The organism is Paraburkholderia sp. SEWSISQ10-3 4, assembly GCF_030464785.1.
Classification (GTDB): Bacteria; Pseudomonadota; Gammaproteobacteria; order Burkholderiales; family Burkholderiaceae; genus Paraburkholderia; species Paraburkholderia aspalathi.
Genome location: NZ_JALPRI010000012.1, coordinates 179,680 through 198,667 on the forward strand (window position 1 = coordinate 179,680; position 18,988 = coordinate 198,667).

18 protein-coding genes and 1 pseudogene are annotated in these 18,988 nt (G+C 62.1%); 17 read left to right on the forward strand and 2 right to left on the reverse strand.

Annotated elements, in window-relative coordinates; genetic code table 11:
* Positions 1 to 15 precede the first annotated feature (15 nt).
* The 11 genes from aroA to cysM all read left to right on the forward strand — a co-directional run bounded on the left by aroA (position 16) and on the right by cysM (position 11,541).
* On the forward strand, positions 16 to 1,320 hold the full coding sequence (gene aroA / locus M0D68_RS22340; protein ID WP_093639230.1) for a 3-phosphoshikimate 1-carboxyvinyltransferase: 1,305 nt from the start codon (positions 16 to 18) through the stop codon (positions 1,318 to 1,320).
* A gap of 35 nt (positions 1,321 to 1,355) precedes the next feature.
* On the forward strand, positions 1,356 to 2,042 hold the full coding sequence (gene cmk, locus M0D68_RS22345) for a (d)CMP kinase (RefSeq protein WP_093639232.1): 687 nt from the start codon (positions 1,356 to 1,358) through the stop codon (positions 2,040 to 2,042).
* 171 nt (positions 2,043 to 2,213) lie between these two features.
* On the forward strand, positions 2,214 to 3,947 hold the full coding sequence (rpsA, locus tag M0D68_RS22350; protein WP_028200080.1) for a 30S ribosomal protein S1: 1,734 nt from the start codon (positions 2,214 to 2,216) through the stop codon (positions 3,945 to 3,947).
* Positions 3,948 to 4,051: 104 nt separating this feature from the next.
* Positions 4,052 to 4,378 (forward strand): integration host factor subunit beta, encoded by a 327-nt coding sequence (locus M0D68_RS22355; RefSeq protein WP_028200079.1) that lies wholly within the window; start codon positions 4,052 to 4,054, stop codon positions 4,376 to 4,378.
* A 371-nt stretch (positions 4,379 to 4,749) separates the two neighbouring features.
* The gene (locus tag M0D68_RS22360) at positions 4,750 to 5,043 is read left to right on the forward strand and encodes a lipopolysaccharide assembly LapA domain-containing protein (RefSeq protein WP_054037219.1); all 294 of its coding nucleotides are present in this window, start codon (positions 4,750 to 4,752) and stop codon (positions 5,041 to 5,043) included.
* Positions 5,044 to 5,112: 69 nt separating this feature from the next.
* Entirely contained in the window at positions 5,113 to 6,288 is a 1,176-nt protein-coding gene (gene lapB / locus M0D68_RS22365; protein WP_093639235.1) for a lipopolysaccharide assembly protein LapB, read from the forward strand.
* A 126-nt stretch (positions 6,289 to 6,414) separates the two neighbouring features.
* Positions 6,415 to 7,830: a UDP-glucose/GDP-mannose dehydrogenase family protein gene (locus M0D68_RS22370; protein ID WP_200618161.1), complete on the forward strand. Its 1,416-nt coding sequence runs from the start codon at positions 6,415 to 6,417 to the stop codon at positions 7,828 to 7,830.
* Complete coding sequence (gene rfaE1 / locus M0D68_RS22375) at positions 7,784 to 8,791, forward strand: D-glycero-beta-D-manno-heptose-7-phosphate kinase (RefSeq protein ID WP_093639303.1); 1,008 nt, start codon at positions 7,784 to 7,786, stop codon at positions 8,789 to 8,791. The genes M0D68_RS22370 and rfaE1 overlap by 47 nt, the downstream gene beginning before the upstream one ends.
* A 102-nt stretch (positions 8,792 to 8,893) precedes the next feature.
* Positions 8,894 to 9,886 carry an ADP-glyceromanno-heptose 6-epimerase gene (gene rfaD / locus M0D68_RS22380; protein WP_200574987.1) on the forward strand — a complete coding sequence of 331 codons (993 nt, stop codon included), beginning with the start codon at positions 8,894 to 8,896 and terminating at the stop codon, positions 9,884 to 9,886.
* 77 nt (positions 9,887 to 9,963) lie between these two features.
* Positions 9,964 to 10,362 (forward strand): helix-hairpin-helix domain-containing protein, encoded by a 399-nt coding sequence (locus M0D68_RS22385; RefSeq protein WP_154566312.1) that lies wholly within the window; start codon positions 9,964 to 9,966, stop codon positions 10,360 to 10,362.
* 276 nt (positions 10,363 to 10,638) lie between these two features.
* Entirely contained in the window at positions 10,639 to 11,541 is a 903-nt protein-coding gene (gene cysM, locus M0D68_RS22390; RefSeq protein WP_200618162.1) for a cysteine synthase CysM, read from the forward strand.
* A gap of 141 nt (positions 11,542 to 11,682) precedes the next feature.
* On the opposite strand, the gene mltB is transcribed toward cysM, so the two are convergent.
* Positions 11,683 to 12,870 (reverse strand): lytic murein transglycosylase B, encoded by a 1,188-nt coding sequence (gene mltB, locus M0D68_RS22395; RefSeq protein WP_234486502.1) that lies wholly within the window; start codon positions 12,868 to 12,870, stop codon positions 11,683 to 11,685.
* 242 nt (positions 12,871 to 13,112) lie between these two features.
* Here mltB and M0D68_RS22400 point away from each other — a divergent pair, with 242 nt between their 5' ends.
* Both M0D68_RS22400 and M0D68_RS22405 read left to right on the forward strand, forming a co-directional pair.
* Complete coding sequence (locus M0D68_RS22400; RefSeq protein WP_200618164.1) at positions 13,113 to 14,036, forward strand: histone deacetylase family protein; 924 nt, start codon at positions 13,113 to 13,115, stop codon at positions 14,034 to 14,036.
* 63 nt (positions 14,037 to 14,099) lie between these two features.
* Entirely contained in the window at positions 14,100 to 14,900 is an 801-nt protein-coding gene (locus tag M0D68_RS22405) for an enoyl-CoA hydratase (RefSeq protein ID WP_200618165.1), read from the forward strand.
* Positions 14,901 to 14,988: 88 nt separating this feature from the next.
* On the opposite strand, the gene M0D68_RS22410 is transcribed toward M0D68_RS22405, so the two are convergent.
* Positions 14,989 to 15,891 (reverse strand): alpha/beta hydrolase, encoded by a 903-nt coding sequence (locus M0D68_RS22410; protein ID WP_093639261.1) that lies wholly within the window; start codon positions 15,889 to 15,891, stop codon positions 14,989 to 14,991.
* A gap of 251 nt (positions 15,892 to 16,142) precedes the next feature.
* On the opposite strand from M0D68_RS22410, the gene M0D68_RS22415 reads away from it, so the two are divergent.
* The 4 genes and pseudogenes from M0D68_RS22415 to M0D68_RS22430 form a co-directional block, all read left to right on the forward strand.
* A complete protein-coding gene (locus M0D68_RS22415) occupies positions 16,143 to 17,177 on the forward strand; it encodes a methionine ABC transporter ATP-binding protein (RefSeq protein WP_054037202.1) in 1,035 nt (344 codons plus the stop codon).
* On the forward strand, positions 17,167 to 17,820 hold the full coding sequence (locus tag M0D68_RS22420) for a methionine ABC transporter permease (RefSeq protein WP_054037200.1): 654 nt from the start codon (positions 17,167 to 17,169) through the stop codon (positions 17,818 to 17,820). The genes M0D68_RS22415 and M0D68_RS22420 overlap by 11 nt, the downstream gene beginning before the upstream one ends.
* A gap of 33 nt (positions 17,821 to 17,853) precedes the next feature.
* Positions 17,854 to 18,654 carry a MetQ/NlpA family ABC transporter substrate-binding protein gene (locus M0D68_RS22425; RefSeq protein ID WP_200618166.1) on the forward strand — a complete coding sequence of 267 codons (801 nt, stop codon included), beginning with the start codon at positions 17,854 to 17,856 and terminating at the stop codon, positions 18,652 to 18,654.
* A gap of 249 nt (positions 18,655 to 18,903) precedes the next feature.
* A pseudogene (locus M0D68_RS22430) lies at positions 18,904 to 18,988 on the forward strand (electron transfer flavoprotein subunit beta/FixA family protein); the annotation flags it as partial.

An 18,988-nucleotide genomic window follows, 5' to 3' on the forward strand; every position in this document is an offset into this window, starting at 1 on the left:
GAACTGGACTCAATCATGGAATTCCTCGATCTCGGACCATTTTCTCGTGCGTCCGGCACGGTTCGTTTGCCCGGCTCGAAAAGCATTTCGAATCGCGTGCTGCTGCTTGCGGCGCTCGCCGAAGGCGAAACGACGATCACGAACTTGCTCGACTCCGACGACACCCGCGTGATGCTCGATGCGCTCGAAAAGCTCGGCGTGCGTCTGAAGCGCGAAGGCGACACCTGCGTCGTGACCGGCACGCGCGGCGCGTTCACGGCGCGCACGGCTGATCTGTTCCTCGGCAATGCCGGCACGGCGGTGCGCCCGCTGACTGCAGCGCTCGCCGTGAATGGCGGCGACTATCGTATCCACGGCGTGCCGCGTATGCACGAGCGGCCGATCGGCGACCTGGTCGACGGTTTGCGGCAGATCGGCGCGAAGATCGACTACGAAGAGAACGAAGGCTATCCGCCGCTGCGGATCCGTCCGGCGCAAATCACGGCTGACGCACCGATCCGCGTGCGCGGCGACGTGTCGAGCCAGTTCCTGACGTCGCTCTTGATGACGTTGCCGCTGTTGCGCACGGAAAGCGGCGTGACGACCGTGCAGGTGGACGGTGAGCTGATCTCGAAGCCGTATATCGAGATCACGATCAAGCTGATGGAGCGCTTCGGCATCAAGGTCGAGCGCCATGAATGGCACCGGTTCATCGTGCCGGCGGGGCAGCGCTATCAGTCGCCGGGCACGATCATGGTGGAAGGCGACGCGTCGTCGGCGTCATATTTCCTCGCGGCCGGCGCGCTTGGTGGCGGCCCGCTGCGGGTGGAAGGCGTGGGCCGTTCCAGCATCCAGGGCGACGTCGGTTTCGCCGATGCGCTCATCAAGATGGGCGCGAACTTGCAGATGGGCGACGACTGGATCGAAGTGCGCGGTGTCGGCAACGACAACGGCAAGCTCGATCCGATCGACATGGACTTCAACCTGATTCCGGACGCCGCGATGACGATCGCCGTCGCCGCGCTGTTCGCGGACGGCACGACCACGCTGCGCAACATCGCGAGCTGGCGCGTGAAGGAAACCGACCGGATCGCCGCGATGGCCACCGAGCTGCGCAAGGTCGGCGCGAAGGTGCAGGAGGGCGAGGATTTCCTCGTCGTCACGCCGCCGGAAAAGCTGATTCCGAACGCTTCGATCGACACCTACGACGATCACCGCATGGCGATGTGCTTCTCGCTCGTGAGCCTGGGCGGCGTGCCGGTCCGGATCAACGACCCGAAGTGCGTCGGCAAGACGTTCCCTGACTATTTCGAGCGCTTCACCGCGCTCGCTCAACCCTGATTCGCTCCTGAATCGACTGACGTGCGACTTTTTCGATGAAACCGATCCGTCCCTTTCACCAAACGCCCGTCATTACGATCGACGGCCCCAGCGCCTCGGGCAAAGGCACCGTGGCCGCGCTGGTTGCCGCGAATCTCGGCTTCCATTTGCTGGATAGCGGCGCGCTGTACCGGCTCGCCGCGCTGGCCAGCATGCGCTACAACATTGTGGCGGATGACGTCGAGGCGCTTGTAAAGCTGATCGACGACCTGCACATCACGTTTCGCGAGGGACTGGCGCAGCTCGACGGCGCCGACGTATCCGCCGACATTCGCGCCGAAGAAGTCGGCAGCCGGGCCTCGGCGATTGCCGTGCACGCGCCCGTGCGAACCGCGCTGGTGGCCCGTCAGCGGGCTTTCCGTAAGGAACCGGGGTTGGTCGCCGACGGCCGCGACATGGGCACGGTGATCTTCCAGGACGCCGTGCTGAAGGTCTTCATGACCGCCAGCGTCGAGGCCCGTGCGGCCCGCCGGCATAAGCAATTGATCCAAAAAGGATTTTCTGCTAATATAGATGACTTGCTCCGGGATTTGCGTGAGCGCGACGAGCGTGACAGTCAGCGCACGGCCGCGCCGCTCAAGCCCGCAGCGGATGCAAAGCTGCTTGATACCTCCGCATTGTCGGTCGACCAGGCGGTCGAACAGGTGGTGCAGTGGTATGAAGCATTGGTCCCGCATGCCTGATGTCCGAGTGGCATCTGAACAGCGGGCGCAGTAGAAAGTAGTGAGAAGTAACGTTGTCAGTAGGTGCTCCGCGAGTGTCGTGGAGCGTGTATTAACCCCTTAACCCCGCGTGGCATTCGCATTCTTGGCCGTTGTTGCTGACCGTCCGGCCAGCCGGGCACCGCGAGCACCATGCAAATTTTGATTTTTATGTCCGACCTGCAAACTTCCAACCCGAATACCGAATCTTTTGCGGCTCTGTTCGAAGAGTCGCTGACCAAGCAAGACATGCGCGCTGGCGAGGTGATCTCCGCCGAAGTCGTGCGTGTTGACCACAACTTCGTGGTCGTCAACGCTGGTCTCAAGTCCGAAGCCTACATCCCGCTCGAAGAGTTCTTGAACGACGCGGGCGAGGTAGAAGTGCAGGCGGGCGACTTCGTTTCCGTCGCGATCGACGCGCTGGAAAACGGCTATGGCGACACGATCCTGTCGCGCGACAAGGCGAAGCGCCTGGCTTCGTGGCTGTCGCTGGAAAAGGCTCTCGACAACAACGAACTCGTGACCGGCACGATCACGGGCAAGGTCAAGGGCGGCATGACCGTCATGGTCAACGGCATCCGCGCGTTCCTGCCGGGTTCGCTGGTTGACACGCGTCCGGTCAAGGACACGACCCCGTACGAAGGCAAGACGCTGGAATTCCGCGTCATCAAGCTCGACCGCAAGCGTAACAACGTCGTGCTGTCGCGCCGTGCTGTGATCGAAGCGACCCAAGGCGAAGAGCGCGCAAAGCTGCTCGAAACGCTGAAGGAAGGCGCGATCGTGGAAGGCGTGGTGAAGAACATCACCGATTACGGCGCGTTCGTGGACCTCGGTGGTATCGACGGCCTGCTGCACATCACCGACATCGCATGGCGTCGTGTGCGTCACCCGAGCGAAGTTCTGTCGGTTGGCCAGGAAGTCACCGCGAAGATCCTTAAGTTCGATCAAGAAAAGAACCGCGTTTCGCTGGGTATCAAGCAACTGGGCGACGATCCGTGGGAAGGCATTTCCCGCCGTTACCCGTCGGGCACGCGCCTGTTCGGTAAGGTCACCAACATCACCGACTACGGCGCATTCGTCGAAGTCGAATCGGGCATCGAAGGCCTGGTTCACGTGTCGGAAATGGACTGGACGAACAAGAACGTTGCACCGTCGAAGGTTGTTCAGCTGGGCGACGAAGTCGAAGTCATGGTTCTCGAAATCGACGAAGACCGCCGCCGTATCAGCCTCGGCATGAAGCAATGCAAGCCGAACCCGTGGGACGACTTCAGCCGCAACTTCAAGAAGGGCGACAAGCTGCAAGGCGCAATCAAGTCGATCACCGACTTCGGCGTCTTCATCGGTCTGCCGGGCGGCATCGACGGTCTGGTTCACCTGTCGGACCTGTCGTGGTCGGAAACGGGCGAAGAAGCAGTTCGCAAGTACAAGAAGGGCGACGAAGTGGAAGCGATCGTTCTCGGCATCGACGTCGAGAAGGAACGCATTTCGCTGGGCATCAAGCAGCTCGAAGGCGACCCGTTCAGCAACTTCGTTGCAATGAACGACAAGGGTTCGATCGTCGACGGCGTGGTCAAGACGGTAGATGCGAAGGGTGCAGTGGTTCAGCTGTCGGCGGAAGTCGAAGGCTACCTGCGTGCTTCGGAAATCGCACAAGACCGCGTGGAAGATGCTCGCAACGTGCTGAAGGAAGGCGACAAGGTCAACGCGATGATCATCAACATCGATCGCAAGTCGCGTGGTATCAACCTGTCGGTCAAGGCCAAGGATTCGGCTGAGCAACAGGAAGCGATCCGCGGCCTGGCTTCGTCGGATTCGAGCTCGGCTGCTACCGGCACGACGAACCTTGGCGCGCTGCTGAAGGCCAAGCTCGACGGTCAGAACCAGTAATTGAGGAACGCCCCCAAACCTGGCGCCTCGCGCCAGGTCCCCCGCGAGGGGGAGCATAAGAACATGGGGGCGGCCCGGCGTTTTCTTGCGAGGTCTGCTGCAGTATGACCAAATCGGAATTGGTCGCCCAGCTGGCTACGCGATTTCCGCAGCTTGTACTTAAAGATGCGGATTTCGCGGTGAAGACGATGCTTGATGCGATGTCGGAGGCGCTTGCCAACGGTCATCGCATTGAAATTCGTGGCTTCGGCAGCTTCGGCCTTAATCGTCGTCCCTCCCGTGTCGGGCGTAATCCGAAGTCGGGCGAGAAGGTGCTGGTACCTGAGAAGTACGTACCGCATTTCAAGCCGGGCAAGGAATTGCGCGAGCGGGTAGATCGACGTTCGGGCGAGCCGTTGAAGGCCGACGAGCCGGATGACGACGACCTGTAAATGCTTCGCTGTGCGGTTCGCAGCATGGCATTGGTAGCGTCAGCGGCCAAAGCCAGACGGCAAAAGACCAGAAAAAGCGCCTTCGGGCGCTTTTTTTTCGTCCGCATCTTTTCTCCGCCTTTTGCCCGTTTTTTGTTCGCTTTTTCGTCCGCTTTGTCGTCCCTTAAGCCCGGCACATTCCCCAATCGAACACACCTGCCCATGCATCCGCTTGCGGTAAGGTAAACCTCGCGTAAGTCCTCTATCAGCCAGTTCCTGCCCAGCCGCGAGGGCATCCATTACAATACGGGTCACTTCGGCGCGGGCAACACCGTGGCGCGACGCGTCATCAAGCCGGCGTCACCCCGCAACTGCCGTCAAGAGACCTATTCATGAAATTTATCGTCTGGCTGATCCGTGTGCTGGTGTTCGTGCTCCTGCTGGTGCTCGCACTCTCCAACACACAAACTGCTACGCTGAATTTCCTCGCGGGTTACGCGTGGTCGGCGCCTTTGATTCTGATCGGCCTCGCGTTCTTCGTGGTGGGGCTGCTGGCCGGGCTGGTGTCGTCCATGCCGGGCATGGTGCGCCTGCGCATGGAGAATGGCCGGCTCAAGCGTGAGTTGCGTGTGGCGCGCGAAGCTCCTGTGGTGGTCGAACAACCGCCCATGCCGCCGCTGATCTAAGTTGTCTTCTGCCGCGCTTCTGAAGCGCGGCTTCCCGCTTCCGCTTTCCCGCACATTTGCATTAATCGCATGGATCTAGACTTCTGGTGGCTGCTTGTCATACCCGTCGCTTTTGCGTTCGGCTGGATGGCCGCGCGCTACGACCTCAAGACGCTGCTGTCCGAAAGCGCCAACCTGCCGCGTTCGTACTTCCGCGGCCTGAATTTCCTGCTCAATGAGCAGCCTGACCAGGCGATCGACGCGTTTATCGAAGTCGTCAAACTCGACCCGGAAACGATCGAGTTGCACTTCGCGCTCGGGAATCTGTTCCGCCGCCGCGGCGAGACGGACCGCGCGATTCGCGTGCACCAGAACCTGCTGAGCCGCACCGATCTGCCCGTCACGGAGCGTGATCACGCGCTATACGAACTGGGTCAGGACTTCCTGAAGGCCGGTTTGCTCGATCGCGCAGAGGAAACCTTCCGCTCGCTCGAAACCGGCAATTACGCGTTGGGTGCGCAGCGTGCGCTGCTCACCATCTATCAGATCGAGAAAGACTGGGTTAAGTCGATCGATATCGCGCGCCATCTGGAAACAATGGGCGCCGAGTCGCTCGACAAGGACATCGCGCAGTTTCATTGCGAGCTCGCGCAGGAAGCGCTCCAGCAGAAGAACGCAGATGAGGCGCGCCGTCAGCTTGGCTTTGCATTGAAGGCGAACCCGACCAACGTACGCGCCACGATCCTGTTCGGCGACGTGGACGCGACGGCCGGCTCGCAAGAGGCCGCGATCATCCAATGGCGGCGCGTCGAGGAACAGAATCCTGCCTATCTGCCGCTCGTCGCTGAAAAGCTGATGAAGGCCTATGAGGCGCTCGGCCGTCCGCAGGATGGCGCCGATCTGCTCATCACGTGGGTGGACCGCTATCCGTCGAACGATCTGCTCGACGTGACCTATCAGCACATTGCGGCGGTGCGCGGGCCCGACGCCGCTCACGCGCTGGCACGCTCGCAGATGCAGAAGTCGCCGAATTTGGCGGGCATGACGCGTCTCCTGGAAGCGCAGGAAGCCGTCGCGGAAGAGCCGCGCAAGAGCGAGCTCGAACTGATGCGTACGCTGATTCGCCAGCGCACAAAAAATCTGCCACGGTATACGTGCCAGAATTGTGGTTTCAGGGCGCGGCTGTTCTACTGGCAGTGCCCGGGTTGCAGCGGTTGGGAAACCTATGCCCCGCGTCGCGTCGAACCGATCACGGCGTCGAACTGACAGCGAATGGAATTGCATAGCCGCGCCGCAACGACGGCGGCCCGTCGGGCGGAATAGGCCAGGCGGGATCATGACGGCCTTGTTCACTACGAGAAACCCTCACCGGAACCCTCTACCGGAAAGCGTATGAAAATCACCATTATCGGCACGGGCTATGTTGGCCTCGTCACCGGCGCGTGCCTCGCCGAAATCGGCCATGACGTCTTCTGTCTCGACGTCGATCCGCGCAAGATCGAAATCCTCAACAACGGTGGCGTGCCGATCCACGAGCCGGGTTTGCTGGAGATCATCGCCCGCACGCGTGCGGCGCGCCGCATCACGTTTTCGACGGATATCGAAGCGAGCGTGGCGCACGGCGAGGTGCAGTTCATCGCTGTCGGCACGCCGCCCGACGAAGACGGCTCGGCCGATCTGCAATACGTGCTCGAAGCGGCGCGCAATATCGGCCGTACGATGAACGGCTTCAAGGTGATCGTCGACAAGTCGACGGTGCCGGTCGGCACCGCGCAACGTGTGCGCGCGGTGGTCGAAGAGGAACTGGCCAAACGCGGGCTTGCCAATAGCGAGCAGCATCGCTTCTCGGTGGTGTCGAACCCGGAGTTTCTGAAGGAAGGTGCGGCGGTCGACGACTTCATGCGCCCCGATCGCATCGTGCTCGGCAGCGACGAAGACGAAGCCGGCCTGCGTGCTCGCGAGCTGATGAAGCGTCTGTACGCACCGTTTAACCGCAATCACGAGCGCACGCTGTACATGGATGTGCGCTCAGCTGAGTTCACGAAATACGCTGCCAATGCGATGCTCGCCACGCGCATCTCGTTCATGAACGAGATGTCGAATCTGGCGGACCGGGTTGGCGCGGATATCGAAGCGGTACGCCGCGGGATCGGCTCGGACCCACGCATTGGCTACCACTTCCTGTATGCCGGCGCCGGCTACGGCGGTTCGTGCTTCCCGAAAGACGTGCAGGCGCTGATCCGCACCGCCGCCGAAACCGGCCACAATCTGCGCATCCTCGAAGCCGTTGAGGAAGTGAACTACAAGCAGAAAGACGTGCTGGTGAACAAGATCACGGGCAAGCTCGGTGAGGATCTGAGCGGCCGCACATTCGCCGTGTGGGGCCTCGCGTTCAAGCCGAATACCGACGACATGCGCGAAGCGCCGAGCCGCCGCGTGATCGCTGAATTGCTGGCGCGTGGCGCGCAGGTTCGCGCGTACGATCCGGTCGCGGTGGCCGAAGCGCGCCGCGTGTTCGCCATCGATCTGCACGATGCACCGGACCAGCTCGCGCGTCTCACGTTCACGAGCACCCAGGACGAAACGCTCACCGGCGCCGACGCGCTGGTGGTCGTCACCGAATGGAAGGAATTCAAGAGCCCGGATTTCGTGCACCTGAAGTCGGTGCTGAAGTTACCGCTGATTTTCGACGGCCGGAATCTGTACGAGCCGGACGCGATGACCGAACTCGGCATCGACTATCACTCGATCGGACGACCCTATGCCCAGCCCTCTGAACTTCCGGCCGATGTCTCCAGCAATGCCTGAAGCCGCTCAATCCACACCCACGTCCGCACTGACCGTAGTGCCGCGCGAACGCCTCGGTGCGGCGCGCGTGCTGGTGGTTGGCGACGTGATGCTCGATCGCTACTGGTTCGGAGACGTGAACCGTATTTCGCCGGAAGCGCCGGTGCCGGTCGTGCATGTGCAGCGCCAGGAAGACCGCCTCGGCGGCGCGGCGAACGTCGCGCGCAATGCGGTGGCGCTCGGCGCGCAAGCGGGTTTGCTGTGCGTGGTCGGGCACGACGAGCCCGGTGAGCGCATCGTGCAACTCCTCGCCGAAAGCGGGGTGGCTCCGCATCTGGAGCGCGATCCGGATTTGCTCACTACCATCAAGCTGCGCGTGCTATCGCGTCAGCAGCAGTTGCTGCGCGTCGACTTCGAAAACTCGCCGGCGCACGAAGTGTTGCTCGCGGGTCTCGCGCGTTTCGACGATCTGCTGCCGTCACACGACGTGATCCTGATGTCCGATTACGCGAAGGGTGGTCTCACGCACGTCACGCAGATGATCGCCAAGGCACATGCTGCGGGCAAGCCGGTGCTGGTCGATCCGAAGGGCGACGACTGGGAGCGCTATCGCGGCGCCACGCTGATCACGCCGAATCGCGCGGAGTTGCGCGAGGTGGTCGGGCAGTGGAAATCCGAAGAAGATCTGATCGCGCGCGTGACCAAACTGCGTGCCGATCTCGAGTTCAAGGCGCTGCTGCTGACGCGTTCGGAAGAGGGCATGACGCTCTTCGCCGACGACGGCATCCTGCACACCTCGGCCGTTGCACGCGAAGTGTATGATGTATCGGGCGCGGGCGACACCGTGATCGCCACGCTCGCCGCCATGCTCGGCGCGGGTCTTACGCTGGTCGAGGCGGTCGGGCTCGCGAATCGCGCGGCCGGCATCGTGGTCGGCAAACTCGGTACTGCCACCGTCACCTACGACGAACTTTTTCATTGATGCAGCCCGCAGGGTTCCCTTCTTTTCGCTCCAGTTTCAGCGGCGCAAAAGAGGAACCCGCGCGGCGTCAACTGAGCTCATTACCGCAACCGCAGGATCATCATGACCCTCATCGTCACCGGCGCGGCCGGCTTTATCGGCAGCAATCTCGTGAAGGCGCTCAATGAGCGCGGTGAACAACGCATCATCGCGGTCGATAACCTCACGCGCGCGGACAAGTTCAAGAATCTCGTCGACTGCGAGATCGACGACTATCTCGACAAGACCGAATTCGTCGAGCGCTTCAAGCGGGGCGACTTCGGCAAAGTGCGCGCGATTTTCCACGAAGGCGCCTGCTCGGACACGATGGAAACCGACGGCCGCTACATGATGGACAACAACTTCCGCTATAGCCGTGAAGTGCTCGATGTCTGCCTCGCGCAGAATATCCAGTTTCTGTATGCGTCTTCGGCCGCGACGTATGGCGGCTCCAGCCGCTTCGTCGAAGAGCGCGAAGTCGAGCAGCCGCTGAACGTGTACGGCTATTCGAAGTTCCTGTTCGATCAGGTGATTCGCCGAGTGCTGCCCACCGCGAAGAGCCAGATTGCCGGCTTCCGCTATTTCAACGTCTACGGGCCGCGCGAGACGCACAAGGCGCGCATGGCGTCGGTGGCGTTTCACAACTTCAATCAGTTCCGCGCGGAAGGCAAGGTCAAGCTGTTCGGCGAATACAACGGTTACGCCGCAGGCGAGCAGACGCGCGACTTCGTCTCCGTCGAAGACGTGGTGAAGGTCAACCTGTTCTTCTTCGACAATCCGGACAAGTCGGGCATCTTCAATCTGGGTAGTGGCCGCGCGCAGCCGTTCAATGACATCGCGAGCACGGTGGTCAACACGCTGCGTGCTTTGGACAATGAGCCGCCCTTGTCGCTCGCGGAGCAGGTGCAGCGAGGGCTGATCGAATACATTCCGTTCCCCGATGCCTTGCGCGGCAAATACCAATGCTTCACGCAGGCCGACCAGACCAGGCTGCGTGCCGCCGGTTACGACGCGCCGTTTTTGAGTGTGCAGGAAGGTGTCGATCGCTACGTACGTTGGCTATTCGGCCAGGTGTAAATCTTTCGGATACCTCTTTAAACTGGAATCTCCCGGTTGGTGATGGTCGCCAACCGGTTGTACGAGGGAGATTCCATATGTTTCGAAAAATTCTGGTTACCGCGGCCATGCTGGCCGCTTTTGGCCACGCATACGCGGCGGTCGACGTCAACACGGCTAACGAGGATGCGCTGCGCGGCATCAAGGGCATCGGTCCTGCCAAAGCGAAAGCCATTCTCGACGAGCGTGCAGCGCATGGTCCGTTCAAGGACCCGGCCGATCTCGGCAAGCGCGTCAAAGGCATGGGCGGGCATACCGTCGAGCGCCTGCAGGCGGAGGGTCTCGCTGTCGGTCCGGCTGGCGCGGCTGCTAACCCGCAGGCTGCGGCGTCTGCACAGAGCAAAGGCGCGGCCGCTGCGGGTAATGGCGCCAACGCGGCCAACTCGACTAGCGCGGCCGCAACCCCAAAGAACGCCACTGTGGCGGTGAAGAAATAGCCTGACGCGGGCCGTGCGCGCGAGGCTGGTCACTTCCGCGCGCCCGGTTCGCTACCGTCGTTCCCCTTCATGGTCGGAGTGGGTAAGAACACTCCTTCAGCTGTCATGCAGATGACTGGCTCCCGCGGTTCTCGGCCGCGGGCTTTTTGCGTTGCGCGCGCCCGTCGGGTCAGCGCCTGCATCCATGCGGCCAGAAGGGCCGCACGGCAGCCGTGCGCACGGTGGTTTAGAATCAATAGATTGAAGACTCCGCGCATCGACAGCACCAGAACCCATATGGCTTACAAAACGATTGAAGACACGATCGGCAATACGCCGCTCGTGCAACTCGTCCGGCTCCCTGACGACGAGATCCGCAGCCGCAATAACGTGATCCTTGCGAAGCTCGAGGGCAACAATCCTGCGGGTTCGGTGAAGGACCGTCCGGCGCTCTCGATGATCAAGAAAGCGGAAGCACGCGGGCGCATCAAGCCGGGCGACACGCTGATCGAATCGACCAGTGGCAACACCGGCATCGCCTTGGCCATGGCTGCGGCGATTCGCGGCTACAAGATGGTGCTGATCATGCCGGAAGACCTGTCGGTGGAGCGCCGTCAGAGCATGGCGGCCTATGGCGCGCAGATCATACTGACGCCGGTCACGGGCGGCATGGAATACGCGCGCGATCTGGCTGAGCAGATGCAGCGCGAAGGCAAGGGCATCATCCTCGACCAGTTCGCGAACCCGGACAATCCGGCCTCGCACGTCGAAGGTACCGGTCCGGAAATCTGGCGCGACACCGAAGGGCGCATCACGCACTTCGTCTCGTCGATGGGCACGACCGGCACGATCATGGGCGTGTCCAGCTATCTGAAGGAACAGAATCAGGCGATCGAGATCATCGGCGCGCAGCCGGAAGAGGGTTCGCGCATTCCGGGCATTCGCAAGTGGCCGGAGGCCTATCTGCCGAAGATTTTCGATCGTAGCCGTGTGGACCGCGTCGAGAACGTGAGCCAGGCCGCCGCCGAAGCGATGGCGCGGCGCATGGCTTCGGTCGAAGGGATCTTCGCCGGCATCTCGTCGGGCGGGGCCTGTGAGGTGGCGTTGCGCGTCGCGCGCCAGGTCGAGAACGCGACGATCGTGTTTATCGTCTGCGATCGGGGTGACCGGTATCTGTCGACGGGTGTGTTCCCGGCTTGATTGCGCTGCGGCGCATTGAGTGGCCCCTCAAAGCGAGTCGGCCAATAAAAAAGCGCCGGTTTAACCGGCGTTTTTTTTATGTCGCTTGCTCCCGCTCGTGATGCAGTGAGGGTCTGACAACCGCCGCCGCTCTGCTCATGCTCATTGCGATGCGGCGACCGGCGGCGCAGCAGTGCTGCTGGCGCTCGCAGCATCGCTTGCTTCCATCTGAGCCTTGACCCGCTCACCCAATTGATAAACCGCAAGCGCATAAAAGAAACTGCGGTTATAGCGCGTCAGCACATAGAAGTTCTTCAAGCCCAGCATGAACTCGGTACCACGCCCCGGCGACGGCAGATCCACCACGGTCACCGGTGTGCCGGCTTCCGACGCGATATCGACATCTGGCTCGTTCAGCAACAGTCCGGCACGCAGCAATTGGTCCAGCGGCCAATGCGGCTCCGGCTTACCGTCGGCGGCGGCTTGCGCCACGCCCAGGCTGCCGGCGTCTGTACCGATCTTCCACACCACCGGCCGGCCGTTTTCCCAGCCGTTCTGGCGCAGATAATTCGCCACGCTGCCGATCGCATCCGCCTGGCTCGTGCGCAGATCGATCTGCTTGTTGCCGTCGTAGCTCACCGCGTATTGCACGATGCTGCTCGGCAGAAACTGCGGAATGCCAATCGCGCCGGTGTAGGAGCCGAGCACGGTGGTCGGATCGATTTGCGAATCGCGCGTCCAGACCAGGTAATCTTCAAGATTCTTGCGGAAGGTCGCCTGGCGATCTGCGCGATTGGCGGTGTTCGGGTAGTCGAAACTGAGCGTGGTCAGCGCGTCGAGCACGCGGAAGTTGCCCATGAAGCGCCCATAGATCGTCTCCACGCCAATGATGCCGACGACCACTTCCGGCGGCACGCCAAACTCTTCGTAGGCACGCTGCAGCGTGGCCTGGTTGGCGCGCCAGAAACGCACGCCGGCGTTGATGCGCACCTGGTCGAGAAAGCGCGACTGATACACGCGCCAGTTCTTGACCGACGGCGAGGGCGACGGCGTGACGAGCTTGACCGCGGTGGCCGAATAGCTCACGCGAGCGAATAACGCATGCAATGCGGCTTCGTCGAAGTCATAGCGCGCGGACATGTCGCTGATGAACGCATCGACATTCGGGTTATTCGCGTAGCGCTGCGGAATGATCTCTTCTTCGAAGGTTTGCCCTTGCGGCACTGCCGGCTGCGGTTGGCTTTGCGCGAGCAGCACCGGTGGCTTTTTCGCGGCGCTTTGCGCCATTGCCGGGCTGGTTGCCATGAACATGCACGATGCGACGGACAGTGCGGCGGTTGCGGTCTTCATGCGTAGCCGGTTTCGTGCAGACAGAGCAAGCTTGACGGTCATAGTGAGCTAGGGGCGCAGTGCGAAAGAGACAGGGGGAAACGGACAGGGCAGTATACCCGACGCTTTCTGCAAAACTGTGCCCGGCGCGTCACAGTCGCATGGTGTGGTAACTTGGCAAATGTTGGCGCGCCCAGTGTGTGCGCCCATGGACGGAGACACGCCGCGCGCGCCTTGAAAGCGCCGCGCCGCAGACGAGAATCATGGCAACAGGCTTCTATTCCCACGCCGATTGTTTGCTGCACGATATGGGGCAATGGCATCCCGAATGCCCGGCGCGCCTGCAGGCAATCGAAGACCAACTGATTGCGAGCCGCATCGACTCGCTGATCGAGCGCGAGTCGCCGCCGCTCGCCGATGACGCCGCGCTGTTGCGCGTGCATACGCAAGCCCACGTCGATTACGTCCGCAGCCGGTCGCCGGTTGAAGGTCTTGCCGAAATCGATCCCGACACGTCGATGAACCCGTACACCTTGCAGGCCGCGTTGCGCGCGGCCGGCGCCGCGGTGGCCGCGACCGACGCCGTGATCGAAGGCCGCTACGACAACGCGTTCTGCAGCGTGCGCCCGCCGGGCCACCACGCGGAACCGGCGCGTGCAATGGGCTTCTGCTTCTTCAACAACGTCGCGATCGCCGCACGTCACGCGCTTGAGGTGCACGGCTTGCAGCGCGTGGCGATCATCGATTTCGACGTCCATCACGGTAACGGCACCGAAGCAGCCTTTTCGGGCGATTCGCGCGTGCTGATGTGCAGCATCTTCCAGCATCCGTTCTATCCGTTCTCCGGCGCCGACAATCAGGCGCCCAACATGTGCAATGTGCCGATGCCGGCACGCTCGAAAGGCATGGCGGTGCGCGAGGCGGTCGACATGATGTGGCTGCCGCGTCTGCATGAATTCAAGCCGGAGATGATCTTCATCTCGGCCGGCTTCGATGCGCATCGCGAGGACGATCTCGGCAACATGGGTCTCGTCGAAGACGATTACGCTTGGATCACCGATCAGATGCGCGAGGTCGCGAAGCGCTATGCGCAGGGACGGATCGTCAGTTGTCTCGAGGGCGGGTACAACCTGTCGGCGTTGGGGCGCAGCGTGGTGGCGCACGTGCGCTCGCTGGCCGGAATCTGAGTTGTCACGCGACAAAAGCTGCATCAACGTCGCGAAATGCAGGAATTCAACGAGGAGCGAGCCATGAATGCCGAGGTGCGCAGTGCGTCGCTGGTCGACATCGAACACGACGCCTACGGCGTGCCGGGCGTCGTCCGTTTGACGATGAACCGGCCCGATGCCTTCAACGCGCTTTCCGAGGCTCTGCTCGACGCGTTGCAGTCGGCGCTGACGGCGCTGGCGGAGTCCGACGCGCGGGTGGTGGTGATCTCAGGCGCGGGCCGCGCGTTCTGCGCGGGACACGATCTGAAGGAAATGCGCGCGGAGCCGTCGCTCGCTTACTACCAGGCGTTGTTCGCGCGCTGCACGAAACTGATGCTGACGATCCAGCGCTTGCCGCAACCGGTGATCGCGCGCGTGCACGGCATCGCCACGGCGGCCGGCTGTCAGCTGGTCGCGATGTGCGATCTGGCAGTTGCTGCCGACACCGCGCGCTTTGCCGTCTCGGGCGTCAACCTGGGTCTTTTCTGCGCGACGCCTTCGGTGCCGCTGTCGCGCAATCTGTCGCGCAAGGCGGCGCTCGAAATGCTGCTCACCGGCGATTTCATCGACGCTCTCCAGGCGAAGCAGCAGGGACTCGTGAATCGCATTGCGCCGGCCGACGCGCTCGATGCAGAGGTCGCGCGGCTCGCGAAGAGCATCTGCGCGAAACCCGTCGAAGCGGTGAGCGCCGGCAAGGGCCTGTTTTATCGCCAGCTCGAAATGGGGATCGAAGCCGCGTACCAGTTAGCCGGCCAAACCATGGCCTGCAACATGATGGACGACTCCGCGCTCGAAGGCGTGCAGGCGTTCATCGACAAACGACCACCCGACTGGAAGCGCTAGCCGGGCCGTTTCTGGCGGCGGGCCGGGTTTAGTACTCGTGTGTGCGGAAGCCCTAACTTCTGCACGCCGTGCGGCGCTCAGGCCTTACTCAGACTTTAGGCAGCCGTTTCTCGATCCAGTCGATCAGCGCGCCGATCACCCGATCCCGGTCGAGATCGTTCATCGTCTCGTGATAGCTGTCTTCGTGCATCGTGAGCGTCTTGTCGGGCGATCCTGCATGCGCGCCGAAATCGCGGCTGCCCTCGGGCTCGGTGAGCTTGTCGGCGGTGCCGTGATACACCAGCAGCGGTACGCGCAAGCCCGCACGGCCACGCTCGATGCGCGCCATCGCCAGCAACAACTCCGCGCCTGTGCGCGCGGGAATCGCGCCGTGATGAACCAGCGGGTCATTGCGATTGGCGTTCACTACGGGCTGAAGACGCGACAGCAAAGCCGCGTCGATTTTCATCGCCGGGAAGGTCGGCCAGATGCGGCTGATCACCTGGCTTACCTTGAGCATCCAGCGCGGCACATCGCGGCCGGGCGCGAGCGCGGGGCTCGACAGGATCAGACCGCTCAACCGACGCCCGCTTGCCTCGAGCCGTTCGATTGCGTAAAGCGCCGCAACAGCGCCGCCCATGCTGTGGCCCATCAGGAACAGCGGAGCGCAACTGGTCGCCGCTTCATCGAGCAAGGCCTGAGTATCGAGCAGATAGTCGTCGAACCGGTCGACCCACACGCGTTTGCCCGGCGCATGCCCATGTCCGCGCAAATCGATAGCGACGAGTTCGATGCCGGCCGAGTTCAGCCGATCCGCCAATGCCGCATAACGCCCGGCGTGCTCCGCGAGCCCGTGTACCAGCGCGACCGTGCCGCGCAGCGGCGTCGTAGCGGGCCAGCGATACAACGGCAGTTCGACGCCGTCGCTCGTCGTGACCGTGGAGCGCAGCGCGGGGGCGCCTTTCGGGGCGTTCGCTGCGGGACGCACATTGCCGGATCGGGTTGTTTCCATGTCTGCCGTTTATCCTGGATGGGTCCTGATTTCGATTCGCCCGATCATAGTCGCAGCGGGCGCACACGCGCGAGCATCTCGCGCCGGGCATGCCTCTAATGCTCTGTGGTTATGAAAAGATCGAAATTGATTATTAAAGGGAATGACGACGCTGCGGTAGAATTGCGGCCTCAAATCCCAATAAAAGCAACGGCGGCCGCTTGTCGGGAGCGCACAACGCTCGTTGGCAAACTCCGCCGTTTCGTTTTTCCATGATCGAAATACGCAATATCTCTCAGCGGTTCGCCGGACCCCGGGGCTGGGTCGAAGCGCTGCACAACGTCAATCTGTCGATTCCGGCGGGTGAGGTGTTCGGCATCATCGGCCGCAGCGGCGCGGGCAAGAGTACGCTCGTGCGCACCATCAATCTGCTGACGCGTCCGAGTGAAGGCAATATCGTCGTCAACGGCCGTGATCTGACGACGCTGCCCGCCGCGCAATTGCGCGAGGCGCGTCGCGAAATCGGCATGATCTTCCAGCACTTCAACCTGCTGTCGTCGCGCACGGTGTACGAGAACGTGGCGTTGCCGCTCGAACTCGCCGGCATGAAGCGCGACGAGATCGAGGCGAACGTGTTGCCGCTGCTCGAACTGGTCGGCTTGTCGGCGCAGAAGGATCGTTATCCGGCGCAGATCAGCGGCGGGCAGAAGCAGCGTGTGGGCATCGCGCGTGCGTTGGCGAGCAAGCCGAAGGTACTGCTCTCCGACGAAGCAACGTCGGCGCTCGATCCCGAAACCACGCGCTCGATCCTCGATCTGCTCAAGCGTATCAATCGCGAACTCAACCTGACGATCGTGCTGATCACGCACCAGATGGACGTGATCAAGCAGGTCTGCGACCGCGTCGCGGTGCTCGACGCCGGCCGCGTGGTCGAAGAAGGCAAGGTCATCGACGTGTTCCTGCAACCGCATCATGAAGTGACGCGCGCGCTGATCGGCGATGTGATTGCGCAGGAACTGCCGCCCGCCATGAAGGCGCGCGTGGCCGAACGCCTGAAGACCGGCAGCGGTCATTTGCTGCGCCTCGCGTTCACCGGTTCGGGTGTCGATCAGCCGATCCTGTCGGAAACGATTCGCCGCTACGAACTCGACTTCAACATCCTGCACGGCCAGATCGACGAGATCCAGGGGCAGGCGTTCGGCTCGCTCGCGGTGCTCGCGGGTGGCGAACCGGGGAAGGTCGCACAGGCGCTGACCTATCTGCGCGAACAGGGTGTGGTGGTAGAGGAGCTGTCGTATGTTGAGTGAAATGTTCGATATGTTCGTCCAGTCGTTCTGGGAAACGCTTGTGATGGTGGGCATCTCCGGACTGGTCGGCGCGGCGGTCGGTTTGCCGCTCGGCGTGCTGCTGTATCTGACGGACCGTCAGGGCGTCTTGCAGAACATCGCCGTGAATCGCGTGATGGGCGTGATCGTCAATGCCGTGCGTTCCACGCCGTTCATCATCTTGCTGGTCGCCGTGATTCCGTTCACGCGTCTCGTGGTGGGTTCGTCGATCGGTACGGCTGCGGCCGTGGTGCCGCTGACGATCGCCGCGGCGCCGTTCATTGCGCGCCTGGTCGAAACCGCGCTGCGTGAGGTTGACCGCGGCCTGATCGAAGCGGCGCAGGCAATGGGTGCAACCACCAGTCAGATCGTCTTCAAGGTGCTGTTGCCGGAATCGCTGCCGGGCGTGGTCGCCGGTTTGACGATCACGTTTGTCTCGCTGGTCGGCTATTCGGCGATGGCCGGTGCGATCGGCGGCGGTGGGCTCGGCGATCTGGGCATTCGTTACGGGTATCAGCGTTTCTTGCCGGAAGTGATGGTGACGGTCGTGGTGATCCTGATCGTCTTCGTGCAACTGGTGCAGTCGTTCGGGGATTGGCTCGTGCGTCGTTTGAGCCATAAGTAAACAACAGAATCGATAGGTTCGGAAAGGTCCATCATGCAACGTCGTTTCATTCTCAAACTGGCCGCCACACTCGGCGCCGCGTCGCTGTTCGCTGCCGCCACCGTGGCTCACGCTGACGACACGATCAAGGTCGGTGTCACCGGCGGTCCGCACGCGCAGATCATGGAAGTCGTGAAGACGGTCGCAGCAAAGAACGGTCTGAACATCAAGATTGTCGAGTTCTCCGACTACGTGCAGCCGAATGCGGCGCTCGCCGGCGGCGACCTGGACGCGAACAGCTACCAGCATGACCCGTACTTGCAGGCCCAGGTGAAAGACCGCGGCTACAAGCTGATCCGCGTCGCCGATACCGTCACGTACCCGATGGGCATCTATTCGAAGAAGGTGAAGACGCTGGCTGAATTGCAGCCGGGCGCGAAGATCGCAGTGCCGAACGATCCGACCAATGGCGGCCGGGCACTCCTGTTGCTGCAGAAGCAGGGTCTGCTGAAGCTGCGCCCGGACGCGGGCCTCAAGGCGACGCCGCTCGATATCGTCGACAACCCGAAGAAGCTGAAGATCGTCGAACTCGACGCCGCGCAGATCCCGCGCTCGCTGAACGACGTGGACGCCGCCGCGATCAATACGAACTTTGCGATGGAAGCGGGTTTGAAGCCCAAGCAGGACGCGATCGCGATCGAAGACCCGAAGGGTCCGTACGTGAACATCATCGCAATCCGCGAAGCTGACAAGGACAAGCCGTGGGTTGCGAAGCTGGTCGCGGCGTATCATTCGCCGGAAGTGAAGCAGTTTGTCGAAAGCAAGTTTGGTGGGGCGGTGATCACCGCCTGGTGAGTTGGCGGCCGGTTTATCGGCCGTTTCGCCTGACAAGACACGACGGCAATGCAAAATTAGAGTCGTAGGTCTTAACCCGGGGTTGTCTCCCGGGTTTTTTCGAGATTAAAATAGAACGATCGTTCGTTATTGCCGTCACGCCGCTGAGGAGCGATATCCTTCTGCTAGAGCGCCCGCGACCAGGCTGCCATGAGGGCAGTCGCTATAATGTCCGTTGGGTTGACGTATTCGTAACTTTGGAGCGTGTGCATGAAAATCCTGGTGCCAGTCAAGAGAGTGGTCGACTACAACGTGAAAGTCCGGGTCAAATCGGACGGCACGGGCGTCGACATCG